Source organism: Amycolatopsis sp. NPDC059657 (assembly GCF_042734395.1).
Taxonomy (GTDB): domain Bacteria; phylum Actinomycetota; class Actinomycetes; order Mycobacteriales; family Pseudonocardiaceae; genus Amycolatopsis.
On record NZ_JBHWEB010000050.1, the window covers coordinates 34,901 to 58,177 of the forward strand.

Annotated in this window: 15 protein-coding genes; 7 read left to right on the forward strand and 8 right to left on the reverse strand. The window is 67.6% G+C overall.

Going from position 1 to position 23,277, the window contains the following annotated elements:
• Window position 1 precedes the first annotated feature (1 nt).
• The gene (locus tag ACFV15_RS25810) at window positions 2–1,033 is read left to right on the forward strand and encodes a LacI family DNA-binding transcriptional regulator (RefSeq protein WP_378353172.1); all 1,032 of its coding nucleotides are present in this window, start codon (window positions 2–4) and stop codon (window positions 1,031–1,033) included.
• Window positions 1,034–1,043: 10 nt separating this feature from the next.
• On the opposite strand, the gene ACFV15_RS25815 is transcribed toward ACFV15_RS25810, so the two are convergent.
• Both ACFV15_RS25815 and ACFV15_RS25820 read right to left on the reverse strand, forming a co-directional pair.
• Complete coding sequence (locus tag ACFV15_RS25815; protein ID WP_378353173.1) at window positions 1,044–2,417, reverse strand: SGNH/GDSL hydrolase family protein; 1,374 nt, start codon at window positions 2,415–2,417, stop codon at window positions 1,044–1,046.
• 168 nt (window positions 2,418–2,585) lie between these two features.
• Window positions 2,586–2,735, reverse strand: coding sequence for a hypothetical protein (locus ACFV15_RS25820; protein ID WP_378353174.1), 150 nt, complete (start codon window positions 2,733–2,735; stop codon window positions 2,586–2,588).
• Between the two features lie 89 nt (window positions 2,736–2,824).
• Here ACFV15_RS25820 and ACFV15_RS25825 point away from each other — a divergent pair, with 89 nt between their 5' ends.
• Window positions 2,825–3,709, forward strand: a complete 885-nt coding sequence (locus ACFV15_RS25825) for an alpha/beta hydrolase family protein (protein ID WP_378353175.1) — start codon at window positions 2,825–2,827, stop codon at window positions 3,707–3,709.
• Between the two features lie 48 nt (window positions 3,710–3,757).
• Here the strand turns inward: ACFV15_RS25825 and ACFV15_RS25830 are convergent, their stop codons facing one another.
• Complete coding sequence (locus ACFV15_RS25830; protein WP_378353176.1) at window positions 3,758–5,224, reverse strand: glycoside hydrolase; 1,467 nt, start codon at window positions 5,222–5,224, stop codon at window positions 3,758–3,760.
• A 27-nt stretch (window positions 5,225–5,251) separates the two neighbouring features.
• The gene (locus tag ACFV15_RS25835; protein ID WP_378353177.1) at window positions 5,252–7,072 is read right to left on the reverse strand and encodes a rhamnogalacturonan lyase; all 1,821 of its coding nucleotides are present in this window, start codon (window positions 7,070–7,072) and stop codon (window positions 5,252–5,254) included.
• A 334-nt stretch (window positions 7,073–7,406) separates the two neighbouring features.
• Between ACFV15_RS25835 and ACFV15_RS25840 the strand changes: the two genes are divergently transcribed.
• From ACFV15_RS25840 to ACFV15_RS25855, 4 genes are all read left to right on the forward strand, one after another.
• Window positions 7,407–7,733 carry an L-rhamnose mutarotase gene (locus tag ACFV15_RS25840; protein WP_378353178.1) on the forward strand — a complete coding sequence of 109 codons (327 nt, stop codon included), beginning with the start codon at window positions 7,407–7,409 and terminating at the stop codon, window positions 7,731–7,733.
• A 16-nt stretch (window positions 7,734–7,749) separates the two neighbouring features.
• Window positions 7,750–9,174, forward strand: coding sequence for a BNR repeat-containing protein (locus ACFV15_RS25845; protein ID WP_378353179.1), 1,425 nt, complete (start codon window positions 7,750–7,752; stop codon window positions 9,172–9,174).
• A gap of 10 nt (window positions 9,175–9,184) precedes the next feature.
• The gene (locus tag ACFV15_RS25850; RefSeq protein ID WP_378353180.1) at window positions 9,185–12,268 is read left to right on the forward strand and encodes a glycoside hydrolase family 2 TIM barrel-domain containing protein; all 3,084 of its coding nucleotides are present in this window, start codon (window positions 9,185–9,187) and stop codon (window positions 12,266–12,268) included.
• A 138-nt stretch (window positions 12,269–12,406) separates the two neighbouring features.
• Complete coding sequence (locus tag ACFV15_RS25855; protein WP_378353181.1) at window positions 12,407–13,252, forward strand: SDR family NAD(P)-dependent oxidoreductase; 846 nt, start codon at window positions 12,407–12,409, stop codon at window positions 13,250–13,252.
• Window positions 13,253–13,258: 6 nt separating this feature from the next.
• Here ACFV15_RS25855 and ACFV15_RS25860 read toward each other — a convergent pair whose 3' ends face one another.
• Genes ACFV15_RS25860 through ACFV15_RS25875 form a run of 4 tightly spaced genes read right to left on the reverse strand, consistent with a single transcriptional unit; the run spans window position 13,259 to window position 21,476 of the window.
• The gene (locus tag ACFV15_RS25860; protein ID WP_378353182.1) at window positions 13,259–14,869 is read right to left on the reverse strand and encodes a glycoside hydrolase family 27 protein; all 1,611 of its coding nucleotides are present in this window, start codon (window positions 14,867–14,869) and stop codon (window positions 13,259–13,261) included.
• Window positions 14,870–14,892: 23 nt separating this feature from the next.
• Window positions 14,893–17,721: a carbohydrate-binding protein gene (locus ACFV15_RS25865; protein ID WP_378353183.1), complete on the reverse strand. Its 2,829-nt coding sequence runs from the start codon at window positions 17,719–17,721 to the stop codon at window positions 14,893–14,895.
• A gap of 10 nt (window positions 17,722–17,731) precedes the next feature.
• Window positions 17,732–20,116, reverse strand: a complete 2,385-nt coding sequence (locus tag ACFV15_RS25870) for a ricin-type beta-trefoil lectin domain protein (RefSeq protein WP_378353184.1) — start codon at window positions 20,114–20,116, stop codon at window positions 17,732–17,734.
• A 10-nt stretch (window positions 20,117–20,126) separates the two neighbouring features.
• Window positions 20,127–21,476 carry an RICIN domain-containing protein gene (locus tag ACFV15_RS25875; RefSeq protein WP_378353185.1) on the reverse strand — a complete coding sequence of 450 codons (1,350 nt, stop codon included), beginning with the start codon at window positions 21,474–21,476 and terminating at the stop codon, window positions 20,127–20,129.
• Between the two features lie 500 nt (window positions 21,477–21,976).
• On the opposite strand from ACFV15_RS25875, the gene ACFV15_RS25880 reads away from it, so the two are divergent.
• A complete protein-coding gene (locus tag ACFV15_RS25880) occupies window positions 21,977–23,137 on the forward strand; it encodes a glycoside hydrolase family 5 protein (RefSeq protein ID WP_378353186.1) in 1,161 nt (386 codons plus the stop codon).
• The last annotated feature ends 140 nt before the right edge of the window (window positions 23,138–23,277 follow it).

Consider the following 23,277-nt stretch of genomic DNA (forward strand, 5'->3'; position numbering starts at 1 on the left):
CATGACCGAGCGACGCACCGGCTCCTCCCCCACTCTGCGGGACGTGGCGACGGCGGCAGGCGTCTCCGCGGCCACGGCGTCGCGCGCGCTCAACGGGAGCACCCGCAACGTCAGCGAGGAGAAACTGGCACTCGTGCTGGACGCGGCGGCGAAGCTCGGATACGTGCCGAACCTGTCGGCACAGGCCAACGCCAGGGGATCGACGAACACGGTGGCTCTGATCGTCCACGACATCGCCGACCCGTACTTCTCCTCGATCGCCGCGGGTGCCATCGAGGCAGCCGAGGCCGAGGGGCTGATCGTGAGCATGGCGGTCACCGGCCGCTCGGCGGACCGCGAACTGGAGATCGTCTCGACACTGCGTGGCCACCGGCCGCACGCCATCATCCTGGCAGGCAGCCGGATCGGCGACGACCACGGCGCGTTGGTGGCGGAACTGCGCGAGTACGAGGCCGCGGGCGGGCGCGTGGCCGTGGTGAGCCAGCCCGGCCTGCCGTACGGAACCGTTTCGGTCGACAACCACGCGGGCGCCTCGGAGCTGGCCGCCGCACTGGTCGCGCACGGGTACCGCCGGTTCGCCGTGCTGCGCGGCCCCGACGCGCTGCGCACCTCCCGCGACCGCTCGGCAGGCTTCCTCGCAGGCCTCGCCGTCGCGAAGATCGAGGTCGACGGCCGGTTCGTCATCGAGGCCGACTTCACCGAAGACGGCGGCCACGCGGCCGCGACCGAACTTCTCGGCCGCGGCCTCGACGACGTCGACCTGATCTTCGCGGCGAACGACGTCATGGCGATCGGCGCCATGCGAGCGTTGCGCGACGCGGGCCTGGTTCCCGGACGCGATCTGGCGGTCGCCGGCTTCGACGACATCAGCGCCGCCACCGACGTGGAGCCCGCACTGACCTCGGTCGGCGTGCCCACGCGGGCCATGGGCCTGCGCGCGATCGACCTCGCGCTGAACAACAAGGACAAGGGCGAGATCGTGTGGCTGCCCACGACCGTCGTCCTGCGGGAGAGCACCCCTCGCCGGAGCTGACCGGCGCGGGTCATGGCTGGATCAGCGCGCCGGTGAGCACCGGGAGGTAGAACGCGGTGACACCGGCGAGGTTCGGATGGGTGCCGGTGCCGCCGGTTCCGGGGTAGCCGTTGACCTGGCCGTTGAAGGTGTACGCCACCCGCTGACCGTCGACGCGGGTGTCCAATGTGGTGCCGCCGAAGACGTCCGCGACCGTGATGCCCCATTTCTCGCAGATCCGCAGCGTCACCGCGCGGATCGCGAGCTGCGTGTTCCAGTCGCGGGAGCCGAGCTTGTGGACGGCGACGTAGACGATCCGCGTGGTCGGCCACTTGGCCCGCATGGCGTGCACGGTGGTCTCGAGCGAACCTGCGTAGGTGGACTTGTCGAAGGTGGCCGGGTCGAAGCCGCCCGCCATCGTGCCGACCTTGAACCGGTTGCCGTAAATGAGTTCGGCGTCGTTGGTACCACCGTTGAACACGACGCGGTCGGGCGCCCGCGAGGCGGCGCCCCGCACCTGCGTGAGGATCTGGTTGCCGCTGGGCCCGACCGACGCGCCGTTCACGGCGTACTTGTTCAGTGTCATCTGCTCACGTTCGGCCACGAGGTCCACGAAGCCGCGCGAGTAGGTGTGGCCCGCGACGATGCTGTCGCCGAAGGCGTACATCGTCCTGCCTTTCAGCCGCCCGTTCGCGGCGTTCGCCGGCGCCACGACGCGGAAGTTGTCGATGGACTGCACACCGGTGCCGAGGTAGTTGCAGGCGACCAGTTTCGCGAGATCCTTACCGGCCACACTCGCCGTGCCGGAGACCATGACCTTCGCCGCGGTCTCCTTGGTCGAGATCAGGTACTGCACCCGCTGCAACGTGAAGTCGAGGTGCAGGTTCACCGAGTACCACTTGGCGCGGTCGTAGGAGAGCTTGGTCCAGACCGGGCTGAGCGAGTCGGGAGCGGACGTCGAGCCGGACGCGGGCCCGGTCAGCCCGTAGCGGAGCTCGGCGGGGGTGCCCGCGAGTGCGAACACGAGATTTCCCTGGCTGTCGCGCAGTTCGACACCCGACCTGTGCCCGCTGCCGGTGACCGCGGTTTTCCAGTCGAAGGTCAGATCGAGGGTTCGCTCGCCCGCGACGGCCGCGCCGAACGTCTTGACGGCGGTGGTGTGGTCGCCCATCCCCTTGGTCACGTTCAGGACTCCGCCCGTCACCGCGGCTCCGGCGGGGAACCCGAAGTTCGCCGGGTTCGTCTGGGCGGTGAAGGTCTCGTCGATCAGGACGCCCGCCGCGGCTTCCGCCGGTGGCGCGAGCAGGGTGGCCGTCACCGCGACGATGGCCGCGGCCGCACGTGGCCAGAGAAGCCGTCGGGTTCGCTGTTGCTCGGCGCGCATAATGATTCCCTTCAGCGCCACCTGGAAAACGTATTCCAGCACGCTTGCGTTTATCAGTCAAGAGGCCCGATCACAGCACTGTACGGCTTCATCCTGGGATCGTGCACAGCATCTGGACGCGCGATACTTTCGTATCAACAACGATCTTCGCTTGTTTACATGTCCGATACCCACGAGTACTGTGAACGTTCACAGCAGCTGCTCGGTGTCCGCCTGCCTCATCGCCTCCGTCATCGCCGACAAAGGAGCGCATCGCAGATGCCCTTGTTCATTCAGCGCGAACCCCCGCCGCCCCAGCGCGGCCGCGAGGTACGCCGCGATCGCCCGTGCTGGTGTCACCGCACCGGCGACTCCACCCGCGTCGCGCCGAGCGTCCCCACCGAACTCCCATCTCCGACACCCCATCCCCTGCACCGAAGGAGTCATCGATGACCATGCAGCGACGGAAATTCCTCACTGTGAGCGCGGCCGGAGCGGCAGGCGTCGGCCTGACCCTGCTCGGTGCGGGGCAGGCCTTGGCCGCGGTCGGGCCGTTGGGTACGGCGCCGACCACACCGTTCGCGGTGGGTGTGCGCCAGTACAACTGGACCCGCGGCAGCCGCAAATGCACCACCTACGTCTACTACCCCGCCACCGGAACCGCCGGCGGCAACCCGGTCACGAACGCCCCGGCCGCCAACGGCGTCTTCCCCGTCTACAACTTCACCCACGGCTTCGGCAGCAGCCCACAGAAATCCCTGTTCATCATCCGGGCACTGGCCGCAGCGGGCTTCGTCGTCCCCGCCCCGTACTTCAACCACAACTTCGGCGACGTCAACAACGGCAACACCTCCAAAGACGTCTCCCAGATCCTGACCAACACCCTCGCCCTCAACACCAGCGGACCGCTGGCCGGGCACATCAACACCGGCATCGGCGTCGGCGTCTCAGGCCACTCACTGGGCGGCATGGTCACCCACGGCCTGCTGACCTCCTGGCCCGACAGCCGGATCGTCTCCGCCAACCCCCAGTCCTGCGTGGACATGGGCAACCCATCCGCCTCGGTCACCGCCAAAGTCCTGTTCGTCCACGGCGACCGCGACACCACCTGCGCCTATTCTTCGGCCCGGCAGGCGTACAACGAGATCAAGTGGCCCAAGGCGTTCCTCACCTTCGTCGGCGGCAGCCACACCAGCTTCTGGAGCGACCAGCGCTTCCCCAAAACCGTCGTCGACTGGGCCCGCTGGACCATGTACGGCGACACCACCGCACGCGACCGCCTCGCGGCCGACGCCTCCGGCACCAAAACCAAGTGGGAAGCCCAACTGGGGTGACCCACCAAGAGGGCCCGGCACAGCGGAAACGCCGCGCCGGGCCCTCTTTCAGGCGATAACCCCGTCGAGCTGGAACGTCTGCACCTGCCCTGGGGCGAAGGAGGCCCGCAGCAGCTTGCCGTCGAGACGGATGTCGGTGCGCTGGACATACCTGTCACTGCCGCTGGTCGTCGACGTGGACCACCGGGTGATCAGGCCGGTCGGCAGGGTGGTGAACCGCGTCAGGTCGAACGTGATCGGCTGGGCCGTCGTGGCCGTGTTGACCGCGACGAGTACCAGGCGGCGAGCCGAGGGGTCATAGGCGACCGCCGCGTTCCCCGCCGACGCCTCGATGACGCGCATGCCCGGCCGGATGTGCCGGGTGAACTGCGCCAGCACGTACAGCTTGTTCTGCACGGATCCCGCCCGCAGCGTATTCGGGTCGTAGTCGATCAACGCCCACGCGGGGGTGGGGTCCATCACCTGCCAGTAGCACCAGGCCGTGGGGTGCAGCCAGCGCATGTCCAGGCAGAGGTTGCTCGCCATCGAGAGCCCGGTGGTCTCCCGGTCGCCGTACTCCGAGTTCCACAGGACCTTCCCCGCCGCTTTGGCATCGGCGTAAAGCAGGTCGCGACGGCCGCCGGAGCCCTGGTAGCCGTGGACGTTGATCTGGTCAACGAGGGACTTCGTGGTGGCGTCGAAGGAGTTCCACGTGCTGTGGGCCAGGTCGTAGCTGGTCTCGTCCGACGCGGCGATGCGCGTCCCCGCCAGCCCGCGGCGGTCCAGTTCCTCCCGCAGGTACCGCAGGACGCTCCGCTGGACGGAGGCGCCGATGTGACACCCCTCCTGCTTCCCGGTCGCCGACCAGTAGGCCGAGGAGGGTTCGTTGAAGGGTTCGACCGTGCGGAACGTGACACCCCACTGATCGCGGAAGTGCTTCGCGACCTCGGCCAGGTGGACACCGTGATCGCGATAGTGCTGTGAAAGCAGGTTGTCATTGGCCGCGTTGGCCGCGCCGGACGGGTTGTGGTTGGCGCACATCCACCACACCGGCGAGTTCGAGAACAGCTCCGTCTTGGCGCCACGCGCGACCGCTTTGACCACCGCCGCCCGCTGTTTGGCGTCCGCGGTCCACTTCCACGCGGCCGAGTTCGGATCGGTGCCGCGCCAATCCTGCCAGTATGCCTCGATCTGCTTGAAGCGCGGGATGTTCGGCGAAGCGACCATGGCCTGGCCGTCGACGGAATTCCAGCTGCACGCGCCGAGGTTGTAGCGGGCGATGTTCATACCCAGGCCGGGGAGCGCCTTCCCGTTGTACACCACGGTGTTGGTGGTGAACCACAGATCCGCGAAGTCGTCGCGGTCGCCGAATACGTTGGCCCACCAAGCGAGTGAGGTCCCCCAGCCCTCCCATGTCCCATAGCCGATCTGAGGATTGACGGTGATGGTCTGGTCCGCGCGGGCGACGCCCGCTCCCATCGCCGCGGCCGCGATCGCGGCCGCGGTGCCGGACAAGACCGTTCTGCGTGTAACCATGAGTCGCTCCTGTAGCTACCAAGGTGATCACGGGGTGGCGAAACTCGCGTGGGGAGGCTGGTTGTAAGCGGTGTTCTGCCAGGCGACCGCCAGCCGGTACTGCCGGTCCTGCATGAGCGACGGACGGCTGATGCCGGTCGGTGTGGTGGTGGAGTAGATCCGCAGCGCCTTGTTGTCGGTGGTGCGCCAGATGACCTCTTCGCGCCAGTCGCCGAGGATGTCCGCCTGGAGCACGGGAGTCGACTTGGTGCCGTTGTTCGACGCCACGCCGGAACCGGTGAGCAGCCGGGTGTCACCGCCCGTGCCGTACTTGTCGATGTGCGTGCCGTCCAGCAGCTCGCGCTGGGCGTCGCCGTCCCACCAGATCACGAAGTTCTGCGAGCCGGGCTTGCGGGCCGCGACCTCGCTGCCGTTCGCGGCGCTGCGCAGCCCGCCGACCGAGCTCGACCAGATCTCGGCACCGGGGCTGCCCGCCCACACGTCCGCGGCGACCCCGCGACCGGTGTCACAGCCACACGATGGCGCCCGGTAGAGGAACTGGCCGGTGCGGGCGTCGTGCACGTCCATCGCGGGCGAGCCGGTCGACTCGTGCACCGTGAACACTTCCAGGCCGGGCCTGCTCGGTACGAGGTCGCTGACGTGGAGCGCGTCGCCGTGTCCCAGACCGGTGCTGTACATCAGCGTGCCGTTGTCGTTGATCGTCGCCGAGCCGTAGATGATCTCGTCGCGGCCGTCGGCGTCCACGTCGGCGATGGACACGTTGTGGTTGCCCTGCCCGTACGCGCCACCGCGGCCGGAGTCGTAGGTCCAGCGGTGCGTGAGCTGACCGCCGCGGAAGTCCCAGGCGGCGACCACCGCACGGGTGTAGTAGCCGCGGGCCATGACGATGCTCGGCCGCGAACCGTCCAAATAGGCCGTTCCCGCCAGGAACCGGTCGACCCGGTTACCGTAGTTGTCACCCCAGTCGGAGACGTTGCCACGCGCGGGAACGTAGTTCTCGGTGTCCAGGACCGCGCCGTCGGTGCCGCGGAACACCGTGAGGAACTCCGGCCCGGTCAACACGTAACCGCTGGAGTTGCGGTAGTCGGCGTTGACGTTGCCGATCACCTGACCGGTTCCCGAACGGGTGCCGTCGGCGGTCTTCATCACCACCTCGGCGCGCCCGTCACCGTCGTAGTCGAACACCTGGAACTGCGTGTAGTGCGCGCCCGAGCGGATGTTGCGCCCCAGGTCGATCCGCCACAACCGCTTCCCGTCCAGCTTGTAGGCATCGATGATCGTGTTGCCGGTGTAGCCGGACTGCGAGTTGTCCTTGGCGTTGGTGGGGTACCACTTCAGCACGATCTCGTACTCGCCGTCGCCGTCGAGGTCGCCGACGCTGGCGTCGTTCGCCTCGTAGGTGTAGCTGCCCGACGGCGTCGAGCCGCCCGGCGGTATCTGGAGCGGCACGTCCTTCGTGCTCGCGGTGACCCCGAGCTCGCCGTCGGCGTTGGCGGACATCGCCAGCGAGTGGCCAGCCGACGCCACGCTCCGTTGCTCCACCCCGTTCACCACCGGACGAACGACATAGCGCGCGTTCGCCGGCGCGCCGTGGTCCTCGAAGTTCGTGAGGGTGACCGGATTCGAGGTCACCCTCGTGCCGTCGCGGTAGAGATTGAACGCCGTGCCCGGAGCGTCACCGGCCAGCTGCCGCCAGGTGAGAAAGTTCCCTTGCCCCGTATGGACACTGATCAAGCCGCGGTCGAGCCGCTCGGCTGAAGAGGATGCGATGGTGTCGGCCGCTGACGGTGACGTGGCGGCCCCGGTCACGAAGGTCGCCGACGTCATGGCCACCAGCAGTGCACGCATCACCTTTGACATGTGCATGATCTATTCCGTTCGTCAGTGATGATCTGGAAGAACTGTCCACCGACTGTCCACTATGGTCATGAGCGCCGCCGGCGGTTCCCGCCTTCGCGAACTCCGACGACGAGATATCGAATCGATTCGACACAGGCGTCCGGACAGCATGACATCCAAGTCGTGGGCTGAAAAGAGACGAACGTCGGTCGGCGGCCACCGGCGGCTCCCATCCGACCCGTGCCGGCACTCGCGAGCGCCGGCACGTCTTGACCTCGACCGGAAACTCGCCTATTTTGGGAACGCTCCCACTGTTGAAACGTTTCATCCAGGAGGAGTCACGATGGCCCCACGACGACGCGTCTGTTTCATGCTCAAGGTCAAACCGGACCGCGTCGAGGAATACCGCCTGCGTCACGCGGCGGTCTGGCCGGAAATGCTCGACGCGTTACGGGAGACCGGATGGCACAACTACTCGCTTTTCCTGCGGCCGGACGGCCTGCTGACAGGCTATTTCGAAACCGACGATCTTGACGCGGCTTTGGCCGGCATGGCCGCCAAGGAGGTCAACCGGCGATGGCAGGCGGAAATGGCGCCGTTCTTCGAGGGACTGAGCGGGCAGCCAGATGAAGGGATCACCCCACTCGCCGAGGTGTTCCACCTCGACTGACGATGAGGAGCGCGTCTTGTCCAACCGCCAGGCGCTGAGACTGCCGGCGCTACTGCTCGCGTGCCTCATGCTGACGTCGTCGCCTGCCGCCGCGGTCCAGAGTAGACAGATAGCCGCTCCCTCCGTGTCATTGCTGCGCGACACTCAGCTCGATGCTTCCGCGCTGTACTTCGTTTCCTACGACGGCCTGGTGAACAACGGCTCGTTCCAGCAGGACGCGATCGTCAGCTACGCCGGTTACCAGTACGCGACCTGGTACACGGCCGACCGCAGCGTGGTGGTGGCACGGCGGAAACTGCCAGGCGGTGGCTGGGACAAGGCGGTACTGCCGCACAAGCTGAGCGTCAACGATTCGCACAACGTGATCTCGCTCGGCATCTCCCCCGCGGACGGGCGCCTGCACGTGGCGATGGACACCCACAACACCAAGGTCTTCTACGTGAAGTCCGAGGCCGGGCTGGTCTCGTCCCCCGCGTCGAAAAGCTGGTCGGCGGCCAGGTTCGGCGCGGTGCAGCGGACGCTGGACGGGGCCGACCTCGGTGCGATCACCTACCCGCAGTTCGTCCTCACCCCGGAACGGCGGCTGCAGCTGAGCTACCGCACCGGCGGCTCGGGCAACGGCACCAACGAGCTCGCCGAATACGAGGGCGGCTCGTGGCGCAAGCTGGGCAAGTGGTCGTCGGCGACCGGTTCCTGGACCGGGCCCAACGGCGTCGTCAGCACCACCCGCAACATGTACCTGCACGGCTTGACCTATGGCCCCGGCGGCAGGCTGCACGCGGCGTTCACCTGGCGGGAGGGCAACACGGGCGTGCTGTGCGCTCCGGGTGGCCTGACCAACCACGACACCGGCTACGTCTACAGCGACGACCGCGGCCGGACTTGGCGTGACAACACCGGGAAGGTGGTCGGCACGACCGGCGGCGCCCAGGTGACCGTGTCGCGGAACCTGGTGGTGGACCCGCTCGGTCCTGACCACGGCCTCATGAACCAGGAGAGCCAGGCGGTCGACTCGGCAGGCACCCCGCATGTGGTCATCAGCTACGTGCCGGGCCGGTTCACCCAGTGCGTCACCGGGTACGCGGCCGACCGCACCCGCTGGGGCCGGACCTTCCACCTGGTCCGCGCCGCGAACGGCACGTGGACCAAGCAAGAGGTGCCGATCCCGCCGAACTCGACCGGGCGTACGCGGCTCGTCTTCGACCGCGCCGACAACGCGTATCTGGTGATGCCGACCGGCCGGATCCTCTCCGCGTCCAAGGCCAGTGGCTGGACCGACTGGACGCTCGTGTTCGACCGGGCAGGCATGAACGCGTTCGGCGAAGTGACGGTCGACTATTCCCGGGTGGCGGCCGAAGGCGTGCTTTCCATGTTCTACCAGCAACGATCCAGCGGGACGACGCCTTCACCGATCCGCGTCGCCGATTTCCGGCTGGAGTAAAGGAAGTGCGATGTCGTTGAACCATCGGACAAGACGCTTGCCGGCGCTGGTCCTCTGCCTCGTCACCACGCTCGGCCTGGTCGGCGTGCCCGCCCAGGCCGCTCCGCTCGCCGAGGCGGTCAGCTCGGCCAGCAGGGAGGTGGACTTCACCCAGGGCTGGAATTTCTCGCTGGTCAACACCACGGGCGCGGACGCGCCGCAGCCCGGTACGGCGGACCCGTCGTGGCGTGAGGTCCGGCTCCCGCACGACTGGAGCATCGGGCTGGACCCGCTCGCGAGCCCGGCCACGAACGCGGGCACCGCGTTCCTGCCCGGCGGCCTCGGCTGGTACCGCAAGGCCTTCCGGCTGCCGAGGGCCATGGCGGGCAAGCAGGTGTCGATCGAGTTCGACGGCGTCTACATGGATTCCGAGGTCTACCTGAACGGCCGCCTGCTCGGCGCCCACGCCTACGGCTACACGGGCTTCAGCCTCGACCTGACCCCGTTCGCGCACACCGACGGCACGGCGGACGTCCTCACGGTCAAGGTGCGCAACCAGGTCCCGAGCAGCCGGTGGTACTCCGGCAGCGGCATCTACCGCGCCGTGCGGCTGGTGGTCACCGATCCGGTGCACCTCACCCGGCACGGCATCGCGGTGACCACCCCGGACCTCGCGAACACGGTCAAAGCCGGCTTCGCGAACGTGCACGTGGACGCGACCGCCGTCACCACGCACGGAGGCACCCAGCAGGCGCAGGTCGTCTCCACGGTCAGGGACGCGGGTGGACGGGTGGTCGGCTCGGGTTCCGCGCAGCTGGCATTGACCTCCGCGCCGGGTACGGGTGGCATGGACATCCGCGTCCCCGCACCCAACCTGTGGTCGACGGATCGGCCCTATCTGTACACAGTGGACACCGAACTGCTCGTAGCGGGGAAGCGGGTCGACCTGACCACTACCCCGCTGGGTATTCGCTGGTTCGTCTTCGACCCGGCCGAAGGCTTTTCGCTCAACGGCGAACCGATGAAGCTCCAGGGCGTCAATCTGCACCACGATCTGGGAGCGCTCGGCAGTGCCGTCAACACCGACGCCATCGTCCGGCAGCTGAAGATCATGAAGAGCATGGGCGTCAACGCGATCCGGACCTCGCACAATCCGCCTGCCCCGGAGCTGATCAAGGCGTGCGCGGAAATGGGCATCGTCATGATGGTCGAGGCCTTCGACACGTGGCGCACCCCGAAGACCAAGAACGACTACGCCCGGTTCTTCGATGCGAACAGCACCGCCGACGTCCAGGAGATGGTGCTGGCGGCGAGGAACTCCCCCGCCGTGGTGCTGTGGTCGATCGGCAACGAGATCCCCGATTCGACCACGGCGGCCGGTGTGCCCATCGCCCAGCGGCTGATCGAGAACGTCCGTGCCGTCGACACCACGCGCCCGATCGTGATGGGCTCGGACCGCTACCGCTCGGTCCCGGCGCCCGGTTCGCCGCAGGACCGGATCCTCCAGCTGCTCGACGGCGTCGGGCTCAACTACAACACGGCCGCGTCCGTCGACGCGTTGCACGCCCGCTACCCCACCAAGTTCTTCTTCGAGAGCGAATCGTCGTCGTCGACGTCGACGCGCGGGGTCTATCAGGATCCGGATCAGCTCAACACCGGCGAGAACCACACGCCCGGCAAGCGCGGAACCTCTTCCTATGACAACAACCTCGAGTCGTGGACCTACAGCGGCGAGTACGGGTTGAAGAAGGACCGCGACCGCAAGTTCTTCGCCGGGCAGTTCCTCTGGACGGGCATCGATTACCTCGGCGAGCCGACACCCTACGCGAACGACTTCCCGGTGAAGGCCTCGTTCTTCGGCGCGGTGGACACCGCCGGGTTCGCCAAGGACTTCTACCATCTCTTCCGCAGCCAGTGGTCGAGCGAGCCGATGGTGCACCTGCTGCCCATGAACTGGACCGACCACCAGCCGGGCGAGCAGGTCTCGGTGTGGGCGTACAGCAATGCCGACACCGTCGAGCTCTTCCTCAACGGCACACCGCTCGGTGCCCGGAAGTTCGACACGAAGACGACCACGTCCGGCACGAAGTACCTCGAGACGACCGAGGCGACCGGCGACGACAAGACGGTCACCACCGGCGCGTACCCCGGCAGCTACACGAGCCCGAACGGCAGTGCGGGCAAGCTGCACCTCACCTGGACCGTGCCCTTCGAACCGGGTCGCCTCGTCGCGGTGGCCAAGCGAGGCGGTGTCGAAGTCGCCAGGGACGAGGTGTCCACGGCGGGCACCCCGCGCGGCATCCGGCTGACCCCGGATCGGAAGGTGCTCGGCAACGGCACTTCCTTGGCCTTCATCACGGCGGACATCGTCGACGAGCGCGGCGTGGTGGTCCCGCAGGCGGACAACATGCTCTCGTTCGACGTCCGCGGCGGGAGGCTGGCAGGCCTGGACAACGGGCAAGAGGAAAGCGCCGAGAACTACCAGGCGTCGTCCCGGAAAGCCTTCAACGGCAAGGCACTCGCCATTGTCGCACCAGGATCGTCCGCCGGACCGGTGGTCATCACGGCACGCTCGCCAGGCTTGCGCACGGCTCTGACCACCGTCCTGTCCGGCGGTGGCGGCACAGTTGTCCGCCCGTCGCTCGGGCCGTCCGCTCCGCCGAAGGCGACCCGGCCGTCGGCGGACGCGAGCTACTCCGGGGCGGCGAACACGATCCCGGCCGCGATGCTGGACGGCAATACGGTCAGCGGCGGCTGGTCGAACTACTACACCAAGCGGGCGACCGCACTCCTGCCCGCCGTCAGCCGTGCGCACACGACCGAGTGGGTGTCCGTCTCGGGGCTGGGCCCTGGGCAGATCGGCAACGTCCAGGCCTACTTCACCACCGACACCGCACGCGCGCTACCGGCCGCGATCGATGTGTCCTACTGGGACGGGCAGCGTTTCCTGCCGGTGCGCGGTGCCCGTATCGAGTGGGCGACCGGCTCGAACCAGCCGACCAGGATCACGTTCGAGCCGGTACACGCGAGCCGGATCAAGCTGGCCATGACCAGCCGGGCACCCGGCACCGCCACGGGCTTCCTGCAGATCGCCGAACTCACCTACGGTCCCTGAAGTATGTAACGCTGAATCGCCGGGTTGGACCGGCACAACCTGATCGGGTAGCTCCGCCCTGCCGGCCGGGCGGCGATGGCGGGGCTGAGCAAGGATGCACGTGATATCGCAACTCCGAGCTCAACAACGAGGATCACCATGTCGACTACGCGCCCCATCGCGATCATCACCGGTGGGACCGGCGGCATGGGGCTGGCGACGGCAGGGCTCATGGGGCACGATCACCGGATCGTGCTGGCAGACCTTGACCGGACGCGGCTCGATGACGCGGTGCGCGAGCTGGCGGCGGCCGGAGTCGAAGCGATCGGCGTGGTGTGCGACATCACCGACAAGGCATCCGTCGGGGAGCTGTTTCAGCGCGCGGAGTCTGACGGAGGTCACGTTCGCGCGGTGGTCCACGCCGCTGGAATCAGCCCGCACATGGGTACCGCCGAACGCATCGCTCGCATCAACGCGACCGGCACCGTCAACATCGCGCGGGCATTCCTCGCGCGGGCCGCGGACGGTGACGCACTCGTCAACGTGGCATCGACCGCCGGGCACAGCATTCCCAAGCTCCTGCTCCCGCTCCGCGGTTTCCGCATTGCCGAGCGACGACCCGACGCCTTCGAGAAGGCGATCGTCAGTCGTGCGAGGTTCGTCGGCCGGAAGCTGAAACCAGGACTGGCCTACGCGATCAGCAAGAACTTCGTCCAGTGGTACAGCCGTTACCTCGCGGCCGAGTTCGGCGAGCGGGGAGCGCGGGTTGTTTCGGTATCTCCGGGAAGCTTCGATACCGCGATGGGGCGTCTGGAGGAGAACCACGGCGCCGGCGAGCTGGTGAAGTCGGCGGCGATCAAGCGATTCGGCAGGCCCGAGGAGGTCGCGGCCGTTCTCGCGTTCTGCGCCAGTGAAGCACCTGGCTACCTGACCGGGATCGACATCCTGGTCGACGGGGGAACCAAGGCCGGGAAAGAGTTCGCGAAGACTCAGCGACGACGGTGAGAAGCCTCAGCGCAGTGCCCATTGCTGGTTCGCCTGGCCGTTGCAGGCCCAGAGGATCAGCTTGGTGCCGTTCGCCGTGCCCTGGCCGTTCGCGTCGAGGCACAGGTTCGACGCGACGCCGGTGAGCGAGCCGTTCGCGTTCATGGTCCACTGCTGGTTCGCCTGGCCGTTGCAATCCCAGACGACCACTTGCGTGCCGTTGGCCGTGCCGCGGTTGTAGGCGTCGAGGCACTTGCCGTTGACCATCAGCTGCTTCGTCGCGGTGTAGGTCCACGATTGCTGGGCTTGGCCGGTGCAGTCCCACAACTGCGCCTGGGTGCCGTTGGCGGTCCCGTTCGGCACGTCCGCGCAACGGCCCGACTGCGTGCCCACGAGCTGCCGTCCGGTCGGCGCGCCGTCCGTTCCGGCGACGGTGAGCAGCACGGCCTCCCCCGCCGGCACTCCGATGGTGTAGCTCGTGGCGAAGCTGCCGCGGTCGGCCGCCGCCCAGACATCGCGCACCGCGGCGGATCCGGTCAAGCCGAGGGTCGACCAGCGGACGGTGATGTTCGCGGCCGAGCCGGTGCGGTTGAGCAGCACGACCGCGCGGCGGCCCGTGCCCGAGAGCGTCTTGCTGTAGACCTGGAGACCGGACGCGTCCTCCGCGACCTTGGTTCCCTGGCGCCCCAAGGCATCCTGGTCCACGGCGATCAGCTCGCGGTTGGTCAGCGCCGCGCGGGTGGCGGCGCTCATCTCGGTGAGCTTGTTCCCGGCCAGCAGCGGCGCGCCCGCTATCGCCCACAGGCTCAGATGGGTGCGGTTCTGCGCGTCGCTGAAGCCGTTCAGGCCGGCGACGAGCATGTCGGGATCGTTGTAGTGGCCGGGGCTCTGCGCGCTCGCGTGCTGCGCGGCGTCGAAGTTGGCCAGCACACGCGCCATGTTCGGCCGTTCGCCCCAGAAGATGATGTCCCCGCTGGTGCGCCAGAGGTTCGAGATGCCGGGCGCCCAGTTCCACGGCTGCTGGCCACCCCACTCGCACACCGAGAACACCATCGGCCGTCCGGTCTGCGCCGTGGCCCGCGCGATGGAGTCGCTGATCGCGGTGTAGCTGTCACGGGCGTTCCGGCCTTCGGCGGAACCGCCGCACCAGTCGACCTTGACGTAGTCGAAACCCCACCTGGAGAACTGGAGGAAGTCCTGGTCGTAGTGGCCTTCGCTGCCGGTGCCCGGATACGCCGGGTGCCCGGTCGGGTAGTAGTAGCCGCAGCCGTCACGGCCCGCGTCGGTGTAGATGCCCGCTTTCAGGCCCTTGCCGTGGATGTAGTCGACGATCGCCTGCATCCCGCCGGGCCACTGTGCCGTGTCGACGGCGATGTTGCCCGACGAGTCGCGGGAACCCTTCCACCAGCCCTCGTCGATGTTGACGTACTCGTACCCCGCGTCCTTCATGCCGGACGAGACGAGCGCGTCGGCCTGCTGCTTGATCACGGTGGCGTTGATCGCGCCCGCGAAACTGTTCCAGGAGTTCCAGCCCATCGGCGGCTTCGTGATCGGCGCGGCGGCCGAGGCGGACGGCGGCAGGCAGACGGCCAGCAGCCCGGCGAGCATCGCGCACAGCAGTGCGGGCAGTCGTGACATGACATTCCTTTCGGTCCAGGCCATCACGGGAGCTGCCACTTCTGGTTCGTGCCGCCATGGCAGGTCCAGATGATCAGCTGTGTCCCGTCGGCCGTGCTGGCGCCGTTGGCGTCGAGGCACTTGGCCGACTTCGTGTTGACCACGGAGCCGTTCGCACCAGCGGTCCAGTTCTGGCTGGTGGCCCCGTTGCAGGTCCACAGCCGAACGACGGACCCATCCGCGGTGCCACCGTCGGCGATGTCCATGCACTTGCCGAGCGAGCGCACCGTGGACCCGCTGACCGTCCATTGCTGGTTGGCGCCGCCGTTGCAGGTCCACTGCTGGATCTTGGCGCCGTCGGCGGAGCTGGCACCGTCGACGTCGACGCACTTGCCGCCGGCTCCGGTGATCGGGCCGGTGCGGCCGCCGCCCGTCGACGAGCCGAAGGTGAACGAGTCCAGGTCGAACAGGTAGCCAGTCCCGCTGCCCGCGAACGTGAGATACAGCGTGCCGGTCGTGGTCGGCACGCTGGTCAGCGCGGCGGAGACCTCGGTGAACGTCTCCCACCCGCCGGTCACCGGCACGGTCACCGTGGCCAGCGCCTGGCCGGTCGGCGAGCCGGTGCGCACGGTGATCGTTCCGCCCGCTCCCGCCGAGGAAACCCTTGCGGTGAAACGGTTCGCGCCGGTCAAGTGGTACGGGTCGAACGCGATCCAGTCACCGTTGTGGATGTCGCCGACCGTGCGCCCGCCCTCCGCCGGCGTCTTGTCGAACAGGCCGGTGCCCGACTGCGTCGAGTAGTGCTCGGCCTGGCGGTGCCGCGGCTGGAGGACGTACTGGGTGTGGGTGGTCGCCGGAGGCACGCCGTTCGCGCCCCGGTCGGTGTACTCGGCGTCGAAGACGGCGTACAGGTTCGCCGCCGAGTCATGCTCGCCGTCCACCGGGATCTGGATCGTGCCCGAACAGCCGGTGCGCGAGGTGATCGGGTGGCCGTGGCTGTCGTGGCCGAGTAGGTAGGACAGCTTCACCCGCGCGCAGTCGATCGTCCCGTCCTCGGGGTCGGAGACGGTGATCGAATACGGGACGTTGTCACCGAAGCTGAACAGGGATCCGTTGGCAGGCGTGTCCAGTTTGACCGTGGGTGCGGTGTTGCCGACCGTGATGACCACGTTGGTGCTGCCCGTGAGCCCGGTCGAGTCCCGCGCCGTGAGCGTCACCGTGTACTGGCCGTTGGCGGTGAACGTGTGGCTCGGGTTCGCCGCGGTGGAGGTGCCGCCGTCGCCGAAGTTCCACGCGTAGGTCAGCGAGCCGCCCTCGGGGTCGGCCGAGCCCGCCGACGAGAAGTCCACGGCCAGCGGCGCCGCGCCGGAGGTGCGGTTGGCGGACGCGCGCGCGGTCGGCGGGCGATTGCCGGTGGGGTTGTACTCGATGCGGTAGAGCGCGGAGCTGGCGTCGCCGCTACCCCAGCCGGTGCCGTAGTCCAGCACGTAGAGCGCGCCGTCCGGGCCGAAGGCGGCGTCCATGACCTGGGTGCCGCGCCACGGGAAGTCGCCGACCTCGCCGGGCGACCCGTCGGAGTCGACGTCGACGGTCTTGATCCAGCGGCGGCCGAACTCGGTGGCGAACATGTGCCCGTCCAGCGAGGCCGGGAACTTGACGGTGGACGGGTTCGCCGAGTCGTACCGGTAGACCGGCGCGCTCATCGGCGACTCCGACCCGCAGCCGAACGGGGCGAACGAGCAGTTGTCGTACTTGATCCACGCCGGACGCGCGGCGGGCAGGTTCGTCAGGCCGGTGTTGTTCGGCGAGTTGTTGACCGGCGCGGCGCAGTTGAACCTGCTCCCCGACGGCCCTGACGGGAACGTGTAGTCCACATAGGTCTCAGTGGGTGTGTTCGAACCCGTGCAGTAAGGCCAGCCCTGGTTTCCCGCCGAGGTGATCCGGTTGAACTCCACCTGGCCTCCCGGACCGCGAGCCGGGTCGGCCGAACCCGCGTCCGGCCCGTAGTCACCGAGGTAGATCACGCCGGTGGCCTTGTCGACGTTGAACCGGAACGGGTTGCGCAGGCCCATGACGTAGATCTCGGGCCTGGTGCGGGCGGTTCCCGGCGGGAACAGGTTGCCTGCCGGGATCGAGTACGACCCGTTGGCGTTCACCTTGATACGCAACACTTTTCCGCGCAGGTCGTTGGTATTGCCCGCGCTGCGCTGCGCGTCGTACACGGGGTTGCGGCCGCTGCGCTCGTCGATCGGGGTGTACCCGGCGGAGTCGAACGGGTTGGAATCGTCGCCGGTGGACAGATAGAGGTTGCCTGCCGCGTCGAAGTCGAGGTCACCGCCGACATGGCAGCACATGCCCCGGTTGGTCGGCACGTCCAGCACGGTCACCTGGCTCGACATGTTCAGCGTGAAATCCGAATTGAGGGTGAACCGGGACAGCCGGTTGACCCCGTTCCACGCGGAGAAGTCGTTCCCGGTGGACGGCGCGTCGCCGCCCGGTGTCGACAATGGCGGCGAGTAGTAGAGGAAGATCTGCCGGTTGCCGGCGAAGCCGGGGTCCGCCGCGATGCCCTGCAGCCCCTCCTCATCGTGGGTGTACACGGGAATGGCGCCGATGACACTGGTGGCGCCGCCTGCCGTGGTGCGGCGCAGTGTGCCGTCGCGCGAGGTGTGCAGCACCGAGCGGTCGGGCAGCACGGTCATCGACATCGGCTCGCCCATCTCGGGGACGCCCTTGGCCAGCTCGATCTGCTGGAAGTCGGCCGGGTTGACCGTGTGCGCGGCGGCGGGTGGCGCGGCGCCCGCCGAGATGGCGGCCGTCGCGGCCACGGCCAGCAGTGCGGCGGACAGGGCCGTGTTGAGTCTGTTTCTCATGCGGTTCATGTCAGTCCCGTGTCCACTTCTGATTGCCTGCGCCGGTACAGGCCGCCAAGTCGATCAGCGTGCCGTTTCCGGTCGCGGCGCCGATGGCGTTCAGGCACAACCCGGACGCGACTCCGGTGATCGTGCCGTTGGCGTTCGCCGTCCACTTCTGGTTGGTGCCGCCGTTGCAGGTCCAGATCACGACCTTGGTGCCCGGACTGGTGCCGCTGCCGAAGGCGTCCAGGCAATCCCCGCCATAGACGCGCAGCTCGCCGGCGCCGGTCGAGGTCCACTGCTGGTTGGCGCCGCCGTTGCAGTCCCACAGCTCGACCTGGGTGCCGTCCGTCTGCGTCGCGCCGGGCACGTCCAGGCACCGGCCGGATCCGGCGCCGACGATCGTCGTGGTGGTGCCGCCCGGTCCGCCTGCTCCCGGCGTGACGGACAGGTTGTCGAACTGGGCCGTCTGGCCCTGGCTGGTGGCGTACCCGATCTGGCCCGTGCCCCAGGTGAAGTCGTTCGCCGTCCCGGCCGTCGCGCCGTCGATGGCCGCGGTGATGGTGCTGCCGGAGAAGGTGAGCGCGAGCGTGTGCCACCGGTTGGTGCCCAGCGCCGGAACCGTGCCACGGGCCAAAGTGGACACCGTGCCGTTCGTGTTCGAGTTCAGGATCGACCAGACGCCGGCTTCGCTCACCCGCAGGTGGTAGGCGTTGAGCCCGGCCGCACCGGTGTACGACTGCGAGCTCGCCCGTCCGATGACCTCCACGTACCCGGGCTTCTCGAGCAGCACGTCGGACGAAATGGTGTAGTTGCTCCAGCTCAGGTCACCGAGCAGCGCGTGCGGATCCGTCAGCGGATCCCAGGTGATCGGGGCTTGCGCGCTCATTTGCCGCACGCACTGGCCGCCGCGGCCGCCACCGCACCCGACCGCCTCGAAGGCGCCCTGCCAGTCCTGCAGGTACTTCGCTTCGGTGCCGGAAGCGTTGGCGTCGAAGGAATCGCTGTACGGCAGCTTCAGGCTGCCCGAGGCCCGGCCCGCCGCCGTGCCCTTGCCCTGGCCCGTCGTCGTGGTGACCGTGTAGACCCGTCCCGGCTGGACGGTCAGGCTGTAGCCGCCCGCGGTCGGCGTGATGTCCGAGGCGCGCACGAAGTGGTCGGCCGGATTGGCGGAGTTCAGGTTGGTGGACCACACGTGCACCGTGCCCGCCGACAATCCACCGGTCACGCTGAAGTTCAGTGTCTGCGCGGCGGTGGCGTCCACCGTCTCGATGATCGTGCTGTAGTCGCTGCGGTTCGTGGACTTCAGCGAGACGTAACTGCCGTTGTTCCGATTCCCGCCGAGGTAGCCGCTCGAGCTGTCCAGGTATTGCCAGCCCGGAGCGGTGAACTGCGTGGTCTGCGCGGTCACCCAGGCGTTCTTGCCGATCGTGTAGTGACCGGACCACGGCTGCGCGGCCAGCGCGAGCCCCATGGTGGGCCATGGCAGGTTCGGCGTGAGCGCGGCGACCACGGGCCAGTTGAAGTACGCGGTCATCTTCCCGTCGAGATAGCCGCGGTTGATGCCGCGCGCCATCGCTTGCGCGCCGCCGTTGTAGTCATCCGAGCCGTTTTCACTCGCCCACAATGGTTTACCGGACGCTATGGCGGCCGCGGGCACGCTGCAATTGGCCTGAGACGAACGGTAGCCGCACGGGTAGTGCGTGCCGATCACGCTGACGGCGGAGGCGAAGGCCGGGTCGCGGTTGATGTCGCCGGCGATCTCCCAGCCCGAGTCGGCGCCCACGATCTTCACCGCGGCGTAGCCGCTGGAGTTGAGCGTGGAGCGCAGGTTCTTGTACCAGGCGACGTTGTAGCCGCGCTCGTTCCACCCGCCGAGGTAGTCGATGGCCAGGTTGTGCCGCTTCGCGCAGCCCAGCCAGGAGACCAGGTAGTCGACCATGTCGGCCGACCAGAAGTTGCCGCCGCCGATCCAGCCGGGCGCGCCCCAGGCCAGCCCGGCGAGCTTGATGTTCGGATTGCGGGCCTTGGCCTGCCCCGCGAGCCAGAACTCGTAGCCGACGTCGCAGTTGATGACACCACGCGTGTGCTCGATACTCGGCTCCGCGCCGGAGGTGGAGTTCGTGTCGCCGCCGATTTCGATCTTGAGCGACTGCAGCGACGCGCCGGCGCCCGGCTTGAACAGGTAGTCCAGGATCTGGCCGCGCTCGGGTTCGGGATAGTCGATCAGCAGCCGCGAATTGCCGCCCCCGCCGCTGATCGCCCCCACTCCGTCGAAGACGCGCCCGCCGGAGGAGCCATTGATCGTGATCGAGGTCGCCGCGCTCGCCGGAGTCGCGGCGACGCCTCCCCCAGCCAGTGTCAACCCGCAGAGCGCGACCGCGGCGGCTCGCAGACGTCCGAATATCGCCATGACAGCCTTTCTAGAGACGCTGGAGCTGGAATCGCTGGTTGGCGCTGCCCGTGGCGGTGTACTGCGAGATGCGTGCGCCATCGGCGGTCGACGCACCCCAGACATCCATCGCCAGACCGCTCAGCCGGTTGACGAAGCTGACGGAGTCACCTTGGCTCACCACCCGCCACTGCTGACCGGCCGCGTCGCTGTCCGGCTGCTGCGTGATGTCGGCTCCGCCGCTCGTGCCGGTCACCTGGAGCACCAAGCCGCTGTGCCGGGCCCGAATCCGGTAGTAGCCGTCGGCGGAGGCCAGGAAATCGAACTGCTGGTTCAGTCCGCTGGTGGCCGCCCACTGGACCAGCATCCCGCCCGCCGCGGTCGACGCCCCGCTGATGTCGGCGTCCTTACCGCTGTGCCCGGCGACCAAGTGGTAGTCCACCCCCACCTGCACCGGTGACGAAGGCGGCGGCTGGTTGCCGCCGAACTGGGTGAAGAACTTCCAGATCTCCGGCTTGACCCAGCTCCTGGCACCGCTCTCGCAGCCGGCGCAGCCGTCCACCGGCCCTTGCTGGTGGCCACCGTCGAACGGGGCCCACACCACCGGATAGCCGCTGCGGCATCCCGAATAGCGCGTGATGATGTGCGTGAGGCTGCCCCGAGCCGGCTCCGGCGCGTTCTGTGGCGTGCACCCGTTGTTCCGGACGAACGTGTCACGCAGCGATCGGCCTGCGCCGATGTTGTCCGACACGCCATGGATTCCCATGTACGCGAAAGGCTGGGTGCCTCCGCTGCATCCGCTGATCGTCCCGGGCGCCGCGATGGCCACGACCGCGCGGAACACGGTGGGACGGGCACACGCGAGTGCGTAACTCATGGCCCCGCCATAACTGAAACCGACGGAGAACAACTGCGTCGTGTCGACACAGAGATCGTTTTCGATCAGCCGGATCATGTCGTCGGTGAAAATTACATCTTCACCGTTCGAATTCGCCCAGCCGTTTCCGATTCCCTGCGGCGCGACGAAGATCGTCGAGTTGCCCGCTTGCGACTGCATGCCGTAGTAGGCCCACGCGGCACCGTCGCTGCCGCCGGAGGCGACCTGCTCGGAGGTGCCGCCCCACCAGTGGAACCCGAAGGCCAGCCGGTGGGGAGCGGATTTGTCATAGCTGTCAGGGATCTTCAGCGTGAAGCTACGACTCTTGCCACCGCTCTGGATCGTGCGTTTGCCGCTGGTGAGCGTCGGGGTCTTGCCACATCCGGCACTCGCGCCCGCCGCGACCTCGCCGGCGGCGGTGGTGGCGGCAGCGCTTTGCGTCGTCCCCCCAGCCAGCACGAGAAGGACCGTGACAGCCAGAGAAAACAGCTTACTTCTCACCATGCTGATGGCTCCTTTGCCATAGCAGGAAACAGGCCTGATTCGCCGACCCGCAGAGTATCCGGCCGACGCCAATAAAAAGTTATGACTTCACGACAGCAGAGTGCGCACAAGTCACTCCTGATGCACTGTCGCCCTGACGAGTACTACTCCGGGCCGATGCCGAGTGCCAGTGAAAACACCCGCTTGCCGCATTGTTCCGATGAAACTTTCTTTGCGGCCCGCCGAGTCCCGCACCAGCCGCTTGCCCGCGAGCAGGCCGGACATGGCCGCGGCGGCCTCGACCCGGTAGCGCGTCCGCCGCCGGCTGTAAGCGAATTCGTCGAATTCGCCGAGGCTGGAACTGTGCGATCTTGACCATCGATGTCCCCGATGGCACAGTCAGCAAAGCGCGCTACCACCAGCAGCCGCTCTGTTTCCTCGCACTGACGGGATATACCAGAAGAGAGGAAAGTCCATTGCGTTCAAGAGCAAGGAATATCAGCGTTGTTTTCCTTGCCGCCGTGCTGGCGGCCACCGGAATCGTGTCCAGCTGGGCGAATCAAGCATCGGCGGCCACCCAGTCGCGGCTGAGCGCGTCACAGATTGTCACCGACATGGGCGCGGGCTGGAATCTGGGCAACCAGCTGGAAGCCAACTCCAACGGATACCCCGCCGAGACCGCCTGGGGTCAACCCACGGTAACGCAAGCCCTGATCGACAAAGTGAAGGCGTCGGGGTTCAAGACGATCCGGATCCCGGTCTCCTACCTGAACAACATCGGGTCAGGCCCGAACTACCCGGTCAACGCGGGCTGGCTGAACCGGATCCAGGAAGTCGTCGACTACGCCCACAGCCGGGGCCTGTACGTGCTGATCAACATGCACGGCGACGGCTACAAGACCATCTCCGGCTCGTGGCTGATCTGCGACTCCTCCGCCCAGGACACGATCAAGGCCAAGTACCAGAAGGTGTGGCAGCAGGTCGCGGCCAGATTCCGGAACTACGACCAGCGCCTGATCCTGGAATCGATGAATGAGGAGTTCGACGGGCAGTACGGCCGCCCGACCCAGCCGTGCTACTCGAACATCAACGCCTACAACCAGATCTTCGTGGACACCGTGCGCAAGACCGGCGGGAACAACAGCTCACGATGGCTTCTCGTGCCAGGCTGGAACACGAATATCGACTACACGGCCGGGGACTACGGGTTCACGATCCCGTCCGACCGCTATCGGTCCTCCACGATTCCCGGCACTGAGCAGCGCATCATGATCTCCGTTCATTACTACAGCCCTTGGGACTTCGCGGGAGAGGAAAGCGGCACCATCACGCAATGGGGACGGGGAGCGACCAACCCGTCCCGGAAGTCGACCTGGGGACAGGAAGACTACCTGGACTCGCAGCTGAAAATGACGTACGACAAATTCGTCACCAGAGGATATCCGGTGGTCGTCGGTGAATACGGTTCGGTCGACAAGTCCGCCTTCGACTCGTCGAACAACAGGTATCGCGCGGACTTCGCGCGCGCCATCGTGGCCACCGCCAAGAAGTACGGAGCGTCCACCGTCTACTGGGACAATGGCGGAAACGATCGGTACGGCATGGGGTTGTTCGACCGACGCTCCCGCACGGTGACCCAGCAGGGCATCATCGACGGCATCATGAGCGGCCTTCGCACCTGACGGCACGCGAGGCCAGGGGTCGTGAACGCCCGGTTATTGAGGGAAACGCAAAGGTGGCGTGCTCGTGGACTCGGGCTTGGGTGAGGGCCTCCCTCACCCGTATATCCGCAATGCCGGGCGGTTAAGGGTCGGGCAGGTTG